The sequence below is a fragment of the Mastigocladopsis repens PCC 10914 genome, from assembly GCF_000315565.1.
GTDB classification, from domain to species: Bacteria; Cyanobacteriota; Cyanobacteriia; order Cyanobacteriales; family Nostocaceae; genus Mastigocladopsis; species Mastigocladopsis repens.
In genome coordinates, this window is the sequence record NZ_JH992901.1 from 5238215 (window position 1) to 5254181 (window position 15967).

The window sequence follows — 15967 nt, forward strand, 5'->3', positions numbered from 1 at the left end:
ATTTTAGCATTTGCTCTTGAGGAAAGAGAGTTATTGCTCTAAAACTCTACCACTGGACAAAGATCTGACATAGATTACTACTCCTCCAGTACCAAGGAAGGTTAAAGCAGAAGGTACAAAGGGCATCCAATACTTATTAGGGGTAATGAAATAAATAACGCAGGAACAGTACAAACCAATGAAGACAAATCCTCCAGATATAATTAAACCCTCAGTTGAAAGACTCAACTGAGGGATACTGGAAAAACGCAACTGAGCGATCGCTCCTCCAAGCAGTGACCAAAATAAAATCCAAAGTATCTCATACCAAATAGGCAAAACTCGTAATAGAGGGCGCTTATCTAAAACTGCACTCACAATCTGGCTGACCATCTGAGCCTGTATAATAACCCCTGGTATTGGTGCATGACCTTTTGATGAAAAGGGAGTGAACCAAGGAGCTTCGTAAGAATAATCACTCACTCCAATCAAAACAATTTTGTCTTTTAGAGAGTACTTTGTCAGGAAATCAGACTTGTTAACGTCATCAAGCGTAACTCTTTCTGCAACATATTGAGGAGAACAATCGTTTTTCTTCTTTTCTGAACATGAAACACGATAGTTTAGTAGTACCTGATACCCTTCTAAATCTGTCCAGAATGAATATCCACCTCGATGACGACCATCAAGCAAGTCAAATGTAGTATCACCTAAGCGCAAACGTATACTTCTATCTTTTATTTCTTCATACTGCTTGCCTAAATAATGTTGAGCTAACTCAAGGCTGAAGGCATTACTCACTGGCTCTTTAGATGACCAACAAGGGGAGCTTTTTGGTGTCTCAATGCTTAAAATTTGGCGACGCACAATTCCCTCACTATCTGATAGGAAATCACTAAATCCTAATCGCTTTGTAGGAATTTCAGGTGGTGGTGCAGTACCTTTATTGTTTTGACTGAGATCACCTATGTTACAAACGGCAATAATGCGAGATTCTGTTTTGAGAAGATTAGATAATTTCTTGTTTTCAGGTTGAGAGAATTCCTTTGTTTCTGTTGCAAAATCACGATAAATGTCTAGCCCAATAGTTTTAGGTTGATTTTGCGGATATTTTAGCAGTGTTTTGAGAAGAGTCAATAATGTTTTGTCTGTTAGGGAGCCTCGTTTTATTCCCTCCTGCTTATCAATATCTTCTTTAGTGACTTCAATAACTAATAAGCGATCGTCTTGCGATTCAGTTGGTTGAAATTGCATCATTTGGTCGAAAAACCAAAGTTCTGATGCCTGAAATATTCCACAGAAGCGCATGAATACCACCAGAGTAGTTACCCCTACACTTGTCCCTAGAAACTTAAGCAAGCTGAACCAAGGGATGTTCAGATGGGATCGTCTTTTAGTCTTAGGAATCTGTAATTGTTCTGGAATAGACAAATCTATTCCAGCAACTTGTAAAACGTTTCCTTTTTTAGGGACTTCTCTGAGTCGATCTATTGCATCTTTCAAATTGCCACGGGCAAACTTTTCCATCCCACGAGCGTAAATTAGGAGTGGCTGAAATTCAGTCAATGGTTCAGCAAATGTTTCCGCCAATGAAGCCATCCGCACTAGTTCCGTTTTATCCTTATGATCCAATTTCGAGAATGCTAATGCTAGTTCACGAGCAGCTTCATTAGGTCGGGTGTATGCTAGAGCAACCCACCGCTGAGCCTGGGCAAAGTCTTGAATATCGGGATCATCACTCAATAGCTGCTGCTGTACATACTCAAGTAAGAAGTCTGACAGTTCATTAATCCGCTGTTGAGCAAACTTTTCATCTTCCTTCAATCGACTCAACAGCTCATTTCGCACTGCCAAATCCATTTCATAAAGTTCATGCCCGACTTCATTAAACAGGCTAGAAAGCAGCAGATCTGCTACAGCTATCCAAGGGATGCCTAGTACTTCACTGTGAATATCCTTTTGAAAGTTAGCCCATAGACGATATAACAAGTCAGGTGTGAGTGATAAGGGAAAAGCAGCATGATATGCCAAATACAAGTGTACTTTTCCAAAGCGTTTTTCAAAAGACTCAATGCGTCGCTTAACAACTTCAAGTTTCATTTTGCTCATTTTTTCCGCCCCTCAAAGTTCGTTGGGCGTCCGCGCAGCACACTAATAGCATCCTGTACACCTGGGCGGCTGACTTCAAACATCGGTAACAGACGTGCAATTTCGCCAGCTGTTGTTTTGTTCCAGCGTGAGTGTGGCATAGGATTAAGCCAAGCAATGTAACGCACCTTTTGTTTTAGCTTGGTAAAAAATTCTTTAGTTAATTCGTAGCGCTCCTCGCTATATCCGCCACGGGCTGCACCAGCATCACTGAAAATCAACACAGCTGTCCTATTGGAACAAACATGAGTAACGATATCGCTGACTAACTCCGCTTGCTGATGGTTGGGATCGTGGTAGAGATATTCGATGGGGCAATTATGAAAGTAGTAAATGCCCGCTTTACCCAAACGACCTCCGCGCAAAGCCGTTTCTGCTAGCCGACGTGATAGTGTGTGAAAAGGTACCATTGAGCCATCTTGGTCAATGAGTAACAGCAAATCCGCTTGGTTTACCCGACGTGGAACTAACACAGGTTTGAACAGTATACCTTGGCGTCCAATCTGGTTAACCGTTGCTTCCATATCTAACTCTGTTGGTTGTCCTTCGCGTACTGGGCGGCGCAAGTAGCGCCATACCTGTTTCATTTGCCGCTCGGTTATAGGAAAATATTCAGATGTCAGAAGAAAGCGACTGTGAAGAATTTCCTCATTTCTACTGGTAGCTTGTAACACTGCTTGTGCGACTTGCACTTCATCTTCTGTTGCCTGTGTCAATTTTGCAGGCAGAACGGAGGAAGATGGCGCACTTGGAGTTGCTTCTGGAAAGCTTTTATCATTACCAACTTTTTGTTTAGAGAGCACCCGCTTATCTACCCAGGTATACAATTTATATACAAAAGCAGTCACAGTTGTCCCCTTCACTAATACTAATACAATAGTCTTAGTTATCTGGGCGATCGCATTCCAATTTATCTGGCTTTGGTTTTGATTAATCTGTGTCGTTTGATTTTGGTTTTGATTCGCTTGTGTATTTGGAGTTTGGTTGGTAGTTGATCCGGATGACCAAATTTGCTCTACAATCTGCTGTATTGGATTTTTATTCGACTGAGTTGGATTTCTGTTCATAAAAAATCCAATACCCGAACTAATAATCCAAAATCCAATAATAAAAGCACCTGCCAGCGCTAAATAGTCAATAATGCGGTCAATCTTACGCTTTTCAATTGACTTTACCAATGTTTCCGAACTTAGTACAACAGCATCACTGCCTATCAATTGTTCAAAGTGATACTCAAATATCCGCTTTTCCTCCGCAGATTTAACCCACAAAGTCTGACACAAACGCTTCAAAGCTGCTTTATCACCCATCCCAAAACCAGCTTGCATAGCTTGCAAAACCAACTGATACTCATCAATACCCAGTGGTAAGCCAGCTTCCCGTAGGCGAGTGAAGAGTTCTTGGAGTGGCAATTCATTCACGTCCACGGTTCTGCCTCATATGACGAATATGATCATCCCAACTTTTCAGCAATACACCAGCAAATGGCAGCTTACCATCCAATTTTGCCAGAACCTCATCTTCTGGGTAACGGCGCAGCACCCGAAACCAGTCAATCAATTCACTGGTACTCACTTTCTTACCACCTTCTCCTTTATCTTTCCGCATTTCCTCCCGCAGATTTAAGAAGCGAACCACAGCTTTACCTACCAACGCCTTGGGTGAATCAGGAAAGTGGTTTTTTACAATTTCTACTAATCTTTCGGGGCTAGGAAATTCTACGTAGTGGAACAAACACCGCCGCAAGAAAGCATCTGGTAAGTCTTTTTCGTCGTTACTTGTGATAAAAACGATAGGCGGTGCTTTTGCCTGAACTTCCTGTCCTGTTTCCTCGACAATAAACCGTTGCTCATCAAGTTCTAATAACAAGTCATTGGGAAAGTCAATGTCAGCCTTATCAATTTCGTCAATCAATACTATAGTCCGCTGCTCATTCTGGAAAGCACGTCCCAATGGTCCCCACTTCACATAGGTAGCCGGATCACTAATTCGTGGAATTTCCTCATCTTTGATGATACGACCTGTTGCTGCAAGTTGAGCATCGCGTAAGCGCGTGACCGCATCATAACTATAAAGACCATCTTTGGCACGAGTGGTAGATTTGATGTACCAAGCTTCTAACGGTAAACCAAGTTCATAAGCCACTGCACGAGCCAATCTTGTCTTACCACATCCCGGTTCTCCCTTCAGCAGGAGTGGTCGTTCGAGGTATATTGCCAGGTTAACAGCTTCTATCAGTTCTTCATCTGGTAAGTAAGGATACAACAGTTGCCCAGTTGCATCTCGTTCTCCCAAGTGCGGCTGCACTTTGCCTGTGTATTCAAGTTGTGTATGAGTTAAATTTTTAACCATCTTTCCCTTTCTTCATACCAATTGCAGCCACACCGATGACAAATTTCTAAAAATGCTAGTTCTGGAACCCCATTATCACTATTTTCCAAAATTTCTTTGACTAAATCTTCTATTTCATTTATGAGTTCAACCAGAGGTAATGTGTGGAACTCTGTCTCAACCATCTCAAACCAGTCAGTGAGAGTGCGATCGCCAAACGGATTTATAGTTGGTAGTTTGATAGGAATTTTTGGTTCCCAAGTTGGCTCTAATTGTTCAACGAACATCGTATCCTGACAACCCACACAGCCCTCATAATCTACTAAAAACATGAGTAACTGGTATTTTGTTTGAGATACAACCTCTCGTGCTTGAGTCGCTAATGGCAACCAAAAATCGTGGAGTAGCTCTTGCAAGTACCCTTCTGGCATACAATCCACACCATGAAAGACAAGGATGACATTCTGTGTCTTCCACCACTGAAAAACTCGTTCTGCAATTTCTGGGGGTAAGTGTTGTCTCCCCAAGCCCACACGCCCACCAAGTTCGCGCCACAAGGCAGAAATATCTCTTCTGCGTCCTATACGGTCAAGTTCAATTCGCACCATCTTGCCCATTGTACCGAAGCGAATATGCTGTGTGACTAACCGATTCAGTAACCAACGTTGTCCGTGATCTAGTAATCCGTGAATCAGAAAAGCCCCTATTGATTGCGCTTTGAGAAATCTGAGGAATGAGCGTACTTGTTCCCGGTAGCCTAATTTCAATAAAGCACGGTATAACTCTTCACTACAAGCTACTGACTCTAGATTATCAATCTCCTGTGCGATTTTACGGCGTTCTTCTTCTGCCTCGTTAATCTGATTATCCAACTTGAACAGCACTAAAGCGTCTGTCTCAATAATCCTCGCGGTTCGCAAGCGGAGAATTTTCTCGTCTAGCAGTTTGTACTGTTTTTGTAGTTCTTCATGTTGGTTCATGTATACATTGAACAGAGGATATGACTCCATTGCTTGTTTTGGGCGATCGCTCTGACTGCTCAATTTTTTCTTAGCTACAACACCAAGACGCGCTGTTACAGATTTTGAGTCTAAACATGAGTTGCTTTCACTAGGCTGAGAGGGTCAGCCCCTGAGTCCTTACGGACACGCTGCGCGAACGGGGAAGTCAAAAGTCAAAAGTCAAAAGTCAAGTGATCTGTGAGTGCGTGTCGTATGTGGTTTAATTTGATAACAACATTATTGTCATCATTCTTTAGTGTTGTTTTATGATTAATTTTTATTCCAGCACCATCACAAATGTCTCATGTCTAATCTAATGACCTACCAAATCTGAGACTATTCCACCACCGAAAATTGAACGTAACCTGCTAGAAAAAGTGTAACGGTTAGCTATCGGATGGTTTCTGAAATTCCAGTGTATTTATCAGCTATGTATTAGAAATTGTCTTTGTGTACAATATGGAGCGATCGCCCTTTGGGCGGCTCCCTTTGGGAGCATCGCCTCTAACCTCTAAAAATAAGCCACTAGCTCACACCTGCGAAAGATGAACATTGGCTTCATAAAGCTTAATACAGAAAGGAGAGGGTACGGATGATAAATCATGCAATTAAAGCCAATTAATCAACAGGTTGTTGCCATCGTTGGGGCTTCCAGTGGCATAGGAAGAGAAGCAGCGCTAAGATTTGCCCAACGTGGTGCAAAGGTCATGGTTGCTGCACGCAGCGAATCAGGACTACAGTCTTTGGTAGAGGAAATCCAACGCTTTGGCGGTGAAGCAACATATATCATTGCAGATGTCAGCGATTTTGAACAAGTTAAGGCGATCGCAGACAAAACCGTAGCACAATACGGAAGATTAGATACCTGGGTTCATGCTGCGGCAACAGGTGTACTTGCTCCTTTTGAGAAAATTACACCAGAGGAGTTTCAACGCGTCATTGATGTTACCTTGATGGGACAGGTACATGGTGCAATGGCAGCACTACCTCATCTCAAAAAAGAGGGACGCGGGGCATTAATTCATATTTCCTCAATGGAGGGTAGGCGCAGTTTGCCACTGCAAAGTCCCTACTCTGCTGCCAAGCATGGTGTAGAAGGTTTCTTAGAAGCACTGCGCGTTGAATTGCAACACGAAAAATTGCCCATCAGTGTCACATCAATAAAACCTGCGGTCATTAATACGCCTTACTACAACAAAGTTCGCACCAAACTAGGGGTTAAGCCTACGGGGATACCACCGTATTATCAACCCAATGTTGTTGTAGATGCCATTCTTTATACTGCCGAACATCCGACCCGTGATTTTATCGTTGGGGATGTGGGCAGGATACTGGATGTGTTGCAGCGCGTTTCACCAGAACTTGTAGATTCCATATTAGCGGTTGTCGGCATTCCAGGACAACACACCAACGAACCAAAATCAGAAGAAGGACCAGACAATCTTTTTGCACCTACCATACCAGAGTATGATCGCATAAAGGGAGACTTTGACCACCTGGTGATACCAACTGTCTCGGATTGGTTGGAAATGAATCCGCCGGTGAAATGGGGTGCGATTGCGGTTGCGGCAGTTGGTATTGCTGCGTTACTCGGTGCGTGGCGTCCGGGGAATGATGTTTGATTAGTGGAAAAAAGATATCTCGTCTAATTGTTAATAGGACTTACGCAAGTGTCATATTTTTTTCTTTGGAGGTTGTCAAAAGTCAAAAGTCAGGCATTCCAAAAACCTTGATTTTTGACCCTTGACCCAAGACTTATGACTCTTATACCAGAAAATATGTGTGCCAGTTGCGTAAGTCCTGTGTTAAGTATTTAAATTTCGTGAGCAGGGGTTGAAAGACTTGCTCACGATATAGCACTTGTGGATTTTGAAGGAGTGCGCTTTACTGACTTAATACCTAAAACTTAGCGGGAGCTTGATAGCCCCGTCAAGAAGAAGGGTGTAGGGTTCAATAGACATCTCCGAAAAAGAATGTAGAGACGCGCCATGGCGCGTCTCTACAAAGGTTGTAGACAACGCACAATTAATTTCTGGAGATGTCTAATATATATTGAATTATTAGACATCTGGTGAAAAACAATGTAGAGACGCGCCATGGCGCGTCTCTACAAGGGTTATGGTCAACGCACAATTAATTTCTGGAGATGTCTAATAGTTTAATCTCATCTGCGTTTATCCGCGTAGCCTACGGCACGGCTTACGCCTATATCTGCGGTTTAAATTTTAAATTCCAGCACCTTGCTCTTACCAGGATTCATCAACCCATAGGGGTCAACCATTTCTTTAAACTTCAACTGCTCAGGGTCAATGACTTTTCTCCCCCCGTCTTCAATAATATATGTGTGAGGATTGGCAATAAACACTCCTCGCTCTTCGTGATAGCGGATAATTTCGTTGAGGCGTTCTTCTGTTGTGTAGCGCACCAGTTGCAAAGCCGCAGGAATTGCTGCACCGTTAACCCGAATAAATTCTAAATGCATCATCACCTCATCTCCAAAGTGGTGATACAGATGCTCTACCAGTTGTAGAGACGCGCCATGGCGCGTCTCTACATTTACAGGGAATATGCTTTGCAAGTATGTGATGGAAGTATCTTCAGTTCGCGCGTGTAAGGTGGTGTGATTCCAGGTAAATTCACCTAAATGCGTCCCTTTTCCTGCTTCCTGCGCTGGTTTTTGATATGTCATCTCGCCGCCATATTGTTGCACTAACCCTGGTAATAATTCCAAACTCGGTTCAGCAAGCATCAGTAAAGCGGCGTGAGTTCCATCGGGGATGTATTGCCGCAGGGCTGCAAAATATTGTGGAATGGGGGATGCAAAGATGCTAATCTCCTTCTTAATCATCCCATCGGCATTGGCTAAGGCTTGACCAAACTTTGCCGCTGTCATAAATTCAGAGAAGGTCACAATCACTTCTGCCCAAGGGTAAGCGGGTCCCAATGGGATTTCTACTTCAGTGATAATACCATTGATGCCCCAAGCATGGTTCACCTTTTGTACATCATCGCCGCGCAGTTCAATAACACGGGGTTCATCTTCCATTGTCACGACTTGTAAAGCCAGAAGATTTCCCCTGTCACCCAATAAACCATATTGTATCGACCCAATTCCGCCGCTACCACCTGCAACAAATCCGGCAATGGTTGCAGTCCGGTAGGTCGAGGGTGCCATCCGCATTTCCCAACCTATTTCTCGTGCTTTTTTATCCAACGCTGCCAACTTGACTCCGGCTTCAACCCGCGCGACTCCTGGTTTTACCCAGCGTATTTCTTGCATCCGCGTCATATCTACAATGACGCCTCCATGTAACGGTACGCATTGCCCATAATTTCCCGTTCCTGCACCGCGCACTGTTACGGGGACTCTGTGTTTCACGCATGCTGCTGCGACTTTTAACACTTCTTGTTCGTTCGCAGGACGCACAACCATATCCCCAACTTTTCCTTCTAGTTTGGGTACGAGTACTGGGCTGAAGGTGTGATAATCTTGCGATAATTTTGTTACTTGAGTAGGGTCAGTGATAATTTCAATGCCATTAAGAGAATTAATCAGGGCATCCAAGTCGAATGATTTCACAGGTGTTGTTGTCATATTTGCAATTTTATTAAATATGTTGCTAGATTGCAGCCAGTCTGGTTCTGAGAATTTCTTTTGCAATGGCATTGACAACATCAATGCCATTGCAAAAAAATCTACCGCACCCCCATCAACAACTGGGTAATGAACACTCTCAGCATACTGAATAAACTGGCGAGACTCAGGGTATGAATTGTTGTTGATGAGCGTGGTGACGGATTCATATTAAAATTTTGCTTTCTCTGATTTGCTGTGTCAGTTCAATCGGAGCGTACATTCCAAAATCAATTTTTGATTAATTTGGGAATAAGGTTGAATTTCCAAAGCATAGTGAAATGCTCTGATAGCTTCAATATACTCTCCCATTGCGGCATAACATAAGCCCATACCGTGAAGCGCGCCGAAATGTACTGGATTGATCTGGATGACCATTTGACAGTCCGCTAAAGACTTTCGATACTCGCCACTGGTATAGTAAAGAAAAGCTCGGCGATTCCAAGCTTCGGCAAAATCTGGTTGCTCGTTAATGAGTTCTGTCAGTACAGCTTCGGCTTCAGTCATTTCTCCTGAATCCATTAACTTTTGACTGCGTTCAATCATGGACAGTCCATGCACTCCCTTTTGCTGAAACCAAATGCGCCAAATTTTCCTGGTTGCTTGGTCGCGGACTGTTTCATCGGGATTTTTCAAGTCTTCAAGTAAGGAATTGATAAATAAAGAATCCATGAATTCGAGGTCGGTGATAGTTGCTTTGGATCAAATTTCGCACATTATTATCTAATAAGTCACTAAATGGTGCTAAGTATTGACTAAAATTTCAAAAATTCAAAAAAATCCTTACAGAACTCTAGACAATGGAATGGAAAATGAGCAATTAATTTGCTATCTTCTGTAGTCTGCAATACGATTAGTCCTTGATTCCATATTTAGAGTCATTAAGTGAGAGGTCATTACTATGCCATACTTTTACAATTCACAACCTCTTGGTAGTTGTAGAGAAATCGCTAATGACTAAGAATTAATAATAAAGTAAAAGAAAAAGAAACGACTATGCCAAAGCAAAAAGGCGTTTCCAAGCATATTGTTCTCACTTCGCATCCCAGTCGCTTTGGTCCCAAACCGATTCCCATCCAATGGGGAGCAGCTGATCCAATGCAACGCGGTCCAGTGATTGCCACTCTGACTAAGCAAGCACACCGCAACGTCATTGGCACTCACTCTGGTGGTTATGCGGTTTATCGGGCATTAGCGGTGGCTAGCGGAGCACTTCAGTCAGATCACAGGGCGGATCTTACCAACACATCTCCAGTAGAATACATAGGACCACACCCCAGCTGGTTTGAGCCAGATAAAATCGTCTCGCTTGACCCATTTGGGGCGATTGTTGGTGAGGTTTTTGCATCATACTACGCACAGGGATATGACATTCGTCCCACGATCGCCATTACAAAGGCGCACATCAACTTACCTGAATTACAAGAGGCGGTGGTCAAAGGACGCTTACAGGTTGATGGCAAGATTATGAAACCTGGTGGCGATTTAGTCGTCACAAAAGCCGCAGTTGAGCCAGTGTGGTACTTACCAGGTATTGCCAAGCGATTCCAAATCAAAGAAGGAGAGTTGCGACGTGCTTTGTTTGAACAAACTGGGGGAATGTTCCCAGAATTGGTGACGCGGTCTGATTTGGAGGTATTTTTGCCACCAATCGGAGGTGTGACTGTGTATATCGTCGGGGATGTAGCAGCTCTTACTGACCCCGATAAGCCTTTAGCAGTAAGGGTACATGATGAATGTAACGGTTCCGATGTGTTTGGGTCGGACATTTGCACCTGTCGCCCCTATTTGGTACACGGTATTGAAGTTTGCGTACAAACAGCACAAGAGGGTGGTGCAGGTGTCATTGTGTACTGTCGTAAGGAAGGGCGTGCTTTGGGAGAGGTGACGAAATTTTTGGTTTACAATGCCCGCAAGCGTCAAGAGGGGGGCGATCGCGCTGATGCCTACTTTGCCCGCACTGAGTGTGTGGCTGGCGTGGAAGATATGCGGTTCCAAGAACTAATGCCCGATGTGTTGCACTGGTTGGGCATAACCCGCATTGACCGCATGGTATCGATGAGTAATATGAAGTACAACGCCATTACGCAGTCGGGAATTGAGATTATGGAACGAATACCACTTCCAGAAGAGTTGATTCCCGAAGATGCGCGGGTGGAGATAGAGGCGAAGAAGGCAGCTGGTTACTACACCACAGGAGAGGTGTTAGATGCCAACAGTTTGGCTGCGGTTAAGGGACGTTCTTTAGTAGATTGAGTCACAAGTTGTAGAGACGTGCCATGGCACGTCTTTACAGAATTTTTTGGACTCTAAGGGGTGTATCAATACAGGAGTGAGTAAGAATGGAGATGGAAACCGCTGAGGCACAGAGGTCGCAGAGGAGAGATAATAGAGAGTTGGTGGCTTATCTGCGTTCTCCTCATGCTATCCGGGAGCGTTGTGGGCAGATGTTTGCGTTGGTAGTTGAAGGCAAGTCGCGTCACTTTAGTTGCGATTTGACACAGTTGCCAAAAGTAGCGGATTATGTTATTGAGATAATACAGGAACAATACCCGGATCTGCAAATTCCTTTTCACAGCCGTTGGCGGCATTTTGAGGCTGGGGGTGTAGCGCGTCTATCTCAATTGGATGAGAAGTTAGCAGGGCTAACGCCTTTGGAGAAAGCAGTTGCCAAGTTTGATTTGGCGATTATCAGTGTTTTATTGGATGCTGGTGCCGGGGAGAGTTGGTCCTATTGCGAGCAAGAGACGCAGCTAGATTTTAGGCGTTCTGAAGGTTTGGCAGTTGCCAGTTTTGAGATGTTTTGTGACGGAACTTTTTCTAGTAACAAGCAAACAGCACCTTTGCAAGTTAATGCTGAAAGATTGCAAGCCTTAACAGAACAAGAACTGGCAGACGGATTTCAGGTCAATGCAGAGAATCCTTTGGTGGGAATTGCTGGGCGGTTGCACTTGTTGCAAAAATTAGGTCAAGCCCTACTGTCTTCACCTCATTTATTTGGAGAACAAAATCCCCGTCCGGGCAATTTGGTAAAATACTTAACGGAAAAGTCTAGTAATAACCAGCTAGCCGCAGCAACAGTCTTGGGCACAGTTTTGGAAGGACTGAGTGAAATCTGGTCTGGACGAATAGAAGTTGCTGGGATTAATCTGGGGGATGTTTGGTTTCATCCAGATGTTGCTGAGGATGGCTTAGTGCCATTTCACAAACTGTCCCAGTGGCTGACCTATTCTCTGCTAGAACCTCTAGAGGAACTTGGTTTAGAAATAACTGGCTTAGATGCCCTGACTGGATTGGCAGAATATCGGAATGGAGGGTTATGCCTTGACTTGGGACTCATTAGTCCTAAACGCCCGGAAATTCTGCTGCAACCTCATCCAGTTGCATCAGAGGTGATTGTTGAATGGCGTGCCCTAACCGTGATTCTCTTAGATCACATTGCTGCCACAATACGGGAAAAGTTGGGCATGAGTGCCGAAGAACTGCCATTGGTGAGAATCCTACAAGGTGGAACTTGGACAGCTGGGCGAAAAATTGCGCTTGAACGCACGAAGGGGATACCGTTGGCGAAATATTACTTAACATAAAAACGGAGAGTTTACGGTGTATTACATGATAAAGAGAGCTACACTCCACCATGTAATACACGGTAACAAAAAATGAACTTAGCTGCCTCAATTATCAATAAACTAGAAGAAATACCTTTGGAGGCAGTATATGTGCTTACATCCGGAAAAAATTCCTCCTGTTCCCAATGAAACGGTACGTGTAGCCAAAGCCGCGTTTCCCAAAGGTAATTTATATATGCGATTGCGTGATGAACTTGGGGTATTTTATCAGGATGAAGATTTCGCATCGCTTTATCCACAACGCGGTCAACCTGCACTTGCACCTTGGCGTTTGGCAATGGTACTGGTGATGCAATATTTAGAAAATCTTTCAGACAGGCAAGCAGCCCAAGCAGTGCAAGGACGGATTGATTGGAAATATGCTTTGTCGTTGGAGTTAACAGATCCAGGTTTTGACTTTAGTATTTTAAGCGAATTCCGTGATCGATTGATCTCAGGTGGTATTGAGCAGCAAATACTAGACAAGATGCTGTTGAGATTTCAGGAACTCAAACTGCTGTCAGCAAGAGGAAAACAGCGCACTGACTCAACTCATATACTAGCGGTGGTCAGAGAGTTAACAAGACTGGAACATCTGGGAGAAACCCTGCGGTATACTTTAAATGCTGTGGCAGAAATAGCACCCACCTGGCTGAAGTCATTGGCTCCCCCCGAATGGTATGACCGCTATAGCAAACGCTTTGAAGATTCCCGACTACCCAGAACGGCTCCAGAACGAGAAGCTTTGGCTGTGACAATTGGGGCTGATGGCTTTGATTTACTTGATGCTATCTATTCTCAAACAGCACCCGTTGAATTGCGACAACTGCCAGCCGTAGAAGTTTTGCGTCAGGTCTGGTTACAGCAATACTATGCACCAACAGAGAAAATTCAGTTACGCAATGAAAAAGATGGCCCGCCTTCGGCACTACGAATTCGCTCACCCTACGACTTAGAAGCGCGTAATAGTACTAAGCGCACTACCAACTGGACAGGGTACAAAGTGCATCTAACAGAAAGTTGTGATGAAAATTTACCTCATATCATTACTCATGTAGAATCTACTCCTGCTACAAGTCAAGACCAAACGGTTGTTCCCTCAATTCATCAAGCTCTGGAGCAGAAAGACCTTTTACCTCAACAGCATTTGGTTGATCAAGGGTATACTTCTTCCCAATTGCTTTCTAGCTCACAGCGAGACTATAACATTGATTTGTTCGGGCCAGTAGCCCTCAACGTTGGATGGCAAGCAAAAGCAGGTCTTGGATTTGATTTATCTCATTTTAAAATAGATTGGGAGCATAAAGCCGTATATTGTCCTCAAGGTAAGCGTAGTTACCTTTGGAAAAAGAATAAAGACGTTTATGGAAAACCCGTAATTTACGTCGAGTTTCGGCAGCGTGATTGTTTAGCGTGTCCGGTTCGGTCTCAATGCACTCGTGCAAAAACAAACCCTCGTGGGTTAACCATACAGGTGCAATCCGATTACGAAGCTCTTCAAAAAGCCAGGGAACGACAAAAAACTGAACAGTTTCAAAAACAGTATGGGCTGCGCTCAGGTATTGAAGGAACTATCTCTCAAGGAATCCGAGCATTTGAAATGCGCGACTGCCGTTATATTGGGCTAGCTAAAACTCACTTACAGCATATCCTGACGGCAGCCGCTATCAATCTAGGTCGAGTTTTCGCTTGGTTGGAGGAGATACCACGGGCTAAAACTCGCTCCTCACACTTTGCGCTTCTGGCAGAACCAAACATTTAAATCCTACGAAATAATCTGTTGCTTTTTCCGTGTATTACTCGGTGAGAGACCTGGTTTTCAGGTTAAACTAAGACGGTGTCATACACGGAAGTTGGGATGCTAAAACGAGATATTCAGGGGAAATTTGCTCTCAAGAATGAAGATTATCGTCTAGTTCGTTCATTGAGATTAACTGATGAAACCTGGAAGGCTATTGGTATTGCTTCTGAATGCTTAGGCTTAACCAGGGCTGATTATTTAGAACACATTACTAGGCATAAGAATCTACCGAGTATTACACGGTTAGACTCAGAAAATTTCACTCAGACTCGACCAGAAAACGAACCTCCTCCGTGTAATACACGACAAGAGGATTTTCATCAAACATCTAATCCCGTTATTACAGAACAGTCTATTGCTCTGCCAATGGTTGCAGAACTTGAAATTTTACGTGACCGTGTTTTGTCTGAACTGAAGTTAGGTAAACAAGCACCTGGGTATAAAACTGCTCAAAAAGCTCTCAATCGTTTCATTGTTGAACTGACCCGTTCAGTTTAGATGTTTTGGGAATTCGCCAACGGTATCCGAAGGGTGGTATACCCCCCATACAGATAGAAAGCGACGGTACTGTATTCTAGCTGTCAGTAGTCATTGGTCATTGGTCATTAGTCATTAGCCATTAGCTTTGGAAAAAGCAACCGACGTGGACAAAAAGCTAATGGCTGATACATCTTGTCTTGGCATCCCTAGCAACGAACATTTTGCAAGGGCGGGGGAAACCTGCGTACGAAAGTGTTCTCGTCTTCGCGGTTTGCACAATATATAAAACTTCTAAGACATATGCACAATCAAGTCACAATAATTAACCATCCATTGATTCAACACAAACTAACGCTGATGCGTAAAGCCGAAACCACCACGGCAGAATTTCGAGTCCTCATCAAAGAGATTAGCCTGCTGTTGGCTTATGAAGTCACGCGCGATTTGCCTGTAAAATATGAATTGATTAAAACACCGCTAGCCCCAATGCATGCTCCAGTGCTTGCTCCAGATAAAAAGCTGGTGATTGTGTCTATCCAACGGGCGGGACAGGGAATTTTGGATGGGATGCTGGAACTCATACCAGCGGCAAGGGTGGGACACATTGGATTGTACCGTGACCCGAAAACCTTAATTCCTGTCGAGTATTATTTCAAAGTTCCTCAAGATGTGGACAAGCGAGATGTGCTGGTGGTAGACCCAATGCTGGCAACTGGCAACTCAGCAGTAGCAGCGGTTGAAAGGCTAAAATCAACGAATCCGATGTCAATTAGGTTTGTTTGCATACTCGCTGCACCAGAAGGGATTGAGCATTTCACCGAGGTACACCCAGATATCCCTATTTACACTGCGGCTATTGACGACCATTTGGATGAAAACGGCTACATTATTCCTGGATTGGGAGATGCTGGAGACAGATTGTTTGGGACAAAATAAGCTGATGTGTATTCCAAGGGTTTAGGGGGATAGGGGTTTAGGGGGATAG

General features: G+C 43.8%; 12 protein-coding genes. 6 read left to right on the forward strand and 6 right to left on the reverse strand.

The window, feature by feature from the left end; all coding sequences use genetic code 11:
• Positions 1-30: 30 nt before the first annotated feature.
• The 4 genes from MAS10914_RS35915 to MAS10914_RS0125305 are packed head-to-tail and all read right to left on the reverse strand — an operon-like array spanning position 31 to position 5438.
• Positions 31-2088, reverse strand: coding sequence for a CHASE2 domain-containing protein (locus tag MAS10914_RS35915; protein ID WP_017318740.1), 2058 nt, complete (start codon positions 2086-2088; stop codon positions 31-33).
• Positions 2085-3554: a hypothetical protein gene (locus MAS10914_RS0125295; protein ID WP_232224228.1), complete on the reverse strand. Its 1470-nt coding sequence runs from the start codon at positions 3552-3554 to the stop codon at positions 2085-2087. The genes MAS10914_RS35915 and MAS10914_RS0125295 overlap by 4 nt, the downstream gene beginning before the upstream one ends.
• Complete coding sequence (locus MAS10914_RS0125300; RefSeq protein ID WP_017318742.1) at positions 3541-4479, reverse strand: AAA family ATPase; 939 nt, start codon at positions 4477-4479, stop codon at positions 3541-3543. Before MAS10914_RS0125300 ends, MAS10914_RS0125295 begins: the two co-directional genes overlap by 14 nt.
• A complete protein-coding gene (locus MAS10914_RS0125305; protein WP_017318743.1) occupies positions 4464-5438 on the reverse strand; it encodes a hypothetical protein in 975 nt (324 codons plus the stop codon). The genes MAS10914_RS0125300 and MAS10914_RS0125305 overlap by 16 nt, the downstream gene beginning before the upstream one ends.
• A 623-nt stretch (positions 5439-6061) precedes the next feature.
• On the opposite strand from MAS10914_RS0125305, the gene MAS10914_RS0125310 reads away from it, so the two are divergent.
• Positions 6062-7081 (forward strand): SDR family oxidoreductase, encoded by a 1020-nt coding sequence (locus tag MAS10914_RS0125310; RefSeq protein ID WP_017318744.1) that lies wholly within the window; start codon positions 6062-6064, stop codon positions 7079-7081.
• 596 nt (positions 7082-7677) lie between these two features.
• On the opposite strand, the gene MAS10914_RS0125315 is transcribed toward MAS10914_RS0125310, so the two are convergent.
• Positions 7678-9054 carry an FAD-binding oxidoreductase gene (locus tag MAS10914_RS0125315; RefSeq protein ID WP_026082810.1) on the reverse strand — a complete coding sequence of 459 codons (1377 nt, stop codon included), beginning with the start codon at positions 9052-9054 and terminating at the stop codon, positions 7678-7680.
• Between the two features lie 240 nt (positions 9055-9294).
• Positions 9295-9765 (reverse strand): tetratricopeptide repeat protein, encoded by a 471-nt coding sequence (locus MAS10914_RS0125320; RefSeq protein ID WP_017318746.1) that lies wholly within the window; start codon positions 9763-9765, stop codon positions 9295-9297.
• A 324-nt stretch (positions 9766-10089) separates the two neighbouring features.
• Here MAS10914_RS0125320 and MAS10914_RS0125325 point away from each other — a divergent pair, with 324 nt between their 5' ends.
• From MAS10914_RS0125325 to upp, 5 genes are all read left to right on the forward strand, one after another.
• Positions 10090-11349, forward strand: coding sequence for a GTP cyclohydrolase II (locus tag MAS10914_RS0125325; protein WP_017318747.1), 1260 nt, complete (start codon positions 10090-10092; stop codon positions 11347-11349).
• An 86-nt stretch (positions 11350-11435) separates the two neighbouring features.
• Positions 11436-12680, forward strand: a complete 1245-nt coding sequence (locus MAS10914_RS0125330) for a URC4/urg3 family protein (RefSeq protein ID WP_017318748.1) — start codon at positions 11436-11438, stop codon at positions 12678-12680.
• A 130-nt stretch (positions 12681-12810) separates the two neighbouring features.
• Positions 12811-14463 (forward strand): IS1182 family transposase, encoded by a 1653-nt coding sequence (locus MAS10914_RS0125335; RefSeq protein WP_017313974.1) that lies wholly within the window; start codon positions 12811-12813, stop codon positions 14461-14463.
• Between the two features lie 96 nt (positions 14464-14559).
• The gene (locus tag MAS10914_RS0125340; RefSeq protein ID WP_017313973.1) at positions 14560-15000 is read left to right on the forward strand and encodes a hypothetical protein; all 441 of its coding nucleotides are present in this window, start codon (positions 14560-14562) and stop codon (positions 14998-15000) included.
• A 282-nt stretch (positions 15001-15282) separates the two neighbouring features.
• Complete coding sequence (gene upp / locus MAS10914_RS0125345) at positions 15283-15918, forward strand: uracil phosphoribosyltransferase (protein WP_017318749.1); 636 nt, start codon at positions 15283-15285, stop codon at positions 15916-15918.
• The last annotated feature ends 49 nt before the right edge of the window (positions 15919-15967 follow it).

What these genes read in the sequence shown, in the direction of transcription:
- MAS10914_RS35915 (WP_017318740.1), bottom strand. Translation starts at nt 2,088, where the DNA reads ATGAGCAAAATGAAACTTGAAGTTGTTAAGCGACGCATTGAGTCTTTT.
- MAS10914_RS0125300 (WP_017318742.1), bottom strand. Translation starts at nt 4,479, where the DNA reads ATGGTTAAAAATTTAACTCATACACAACTTGAATACACAGGCAAAGTG.
- MAS10914_RS0125305 (WP_017318743.1), bottom strand. Translation starts at nt 5,438, where the DNA reads ATGAACCAACATGAAGAACTACAAAAACAGTACAAACTGCTAGACGAG.
- MAS10914_RS0125310 (WP_017318744.1), top strand. Translation starts at nt 6,062, where the DNA reads ATGCAATTAAAGCCAATTAATCAACAGGTTGTTGCCATCGTTGGGGCT.
- MAS10914_RS0125315 (WP_026082810.1), bottom strand. Translation starts at nt 9,054, where the DNA reads ATGACAACAACACCTGTGAAATCATTCGACTTGGATGCCCTGATTAAT.
- MAS10914_RS0125320 (WP_017318746.1), bottom strand. Translation starts at nt 9,765, where the DNA reads ATGGATTCTTTATTTATCAATTCCTTACTTGAAGACTTGAAAAATCCC.
- MAS10914_RS0125325 (WP_017318747.1), top strand. Translation starts at nt 10,090, where the DNA reads ATGCCAAAGCAAAAAGGCGTTTCCAAGCATATTGTTCTCACTTCGCAT.
- MAS10914_RS0125330 (WP_017318748.1), top strand. Translation starts at nt 11,436, where the DNA reads ATGGAGATGGAAACCGCTGAGGCACAGAGGTCGCAGAGGAGAGATAAT.
- MAS10914_RS0125335 (WP_017313974.1), top strand. Translation starts at nt 12,811, where the DNA reads ATGTGCTTACATCCGGAAAAAATTCCTCCTGTTCCCAATGAAACGGTA.
- MAS10914_RS0125340 (WP_017313973.1), top strand. Translation starts at nt 14,560, where the DNA reads ATGCTAAAACGAGATATTCAGGGGAAATTTGCTCTCAAGAATGAAGAT.
- upp (WP_017318749.1), top strand. Translation starts at nt 15,283, where the DNA reads ATGCACAATCAAGTCACAATAATTAACCATCCATTGATTCAACACAAA.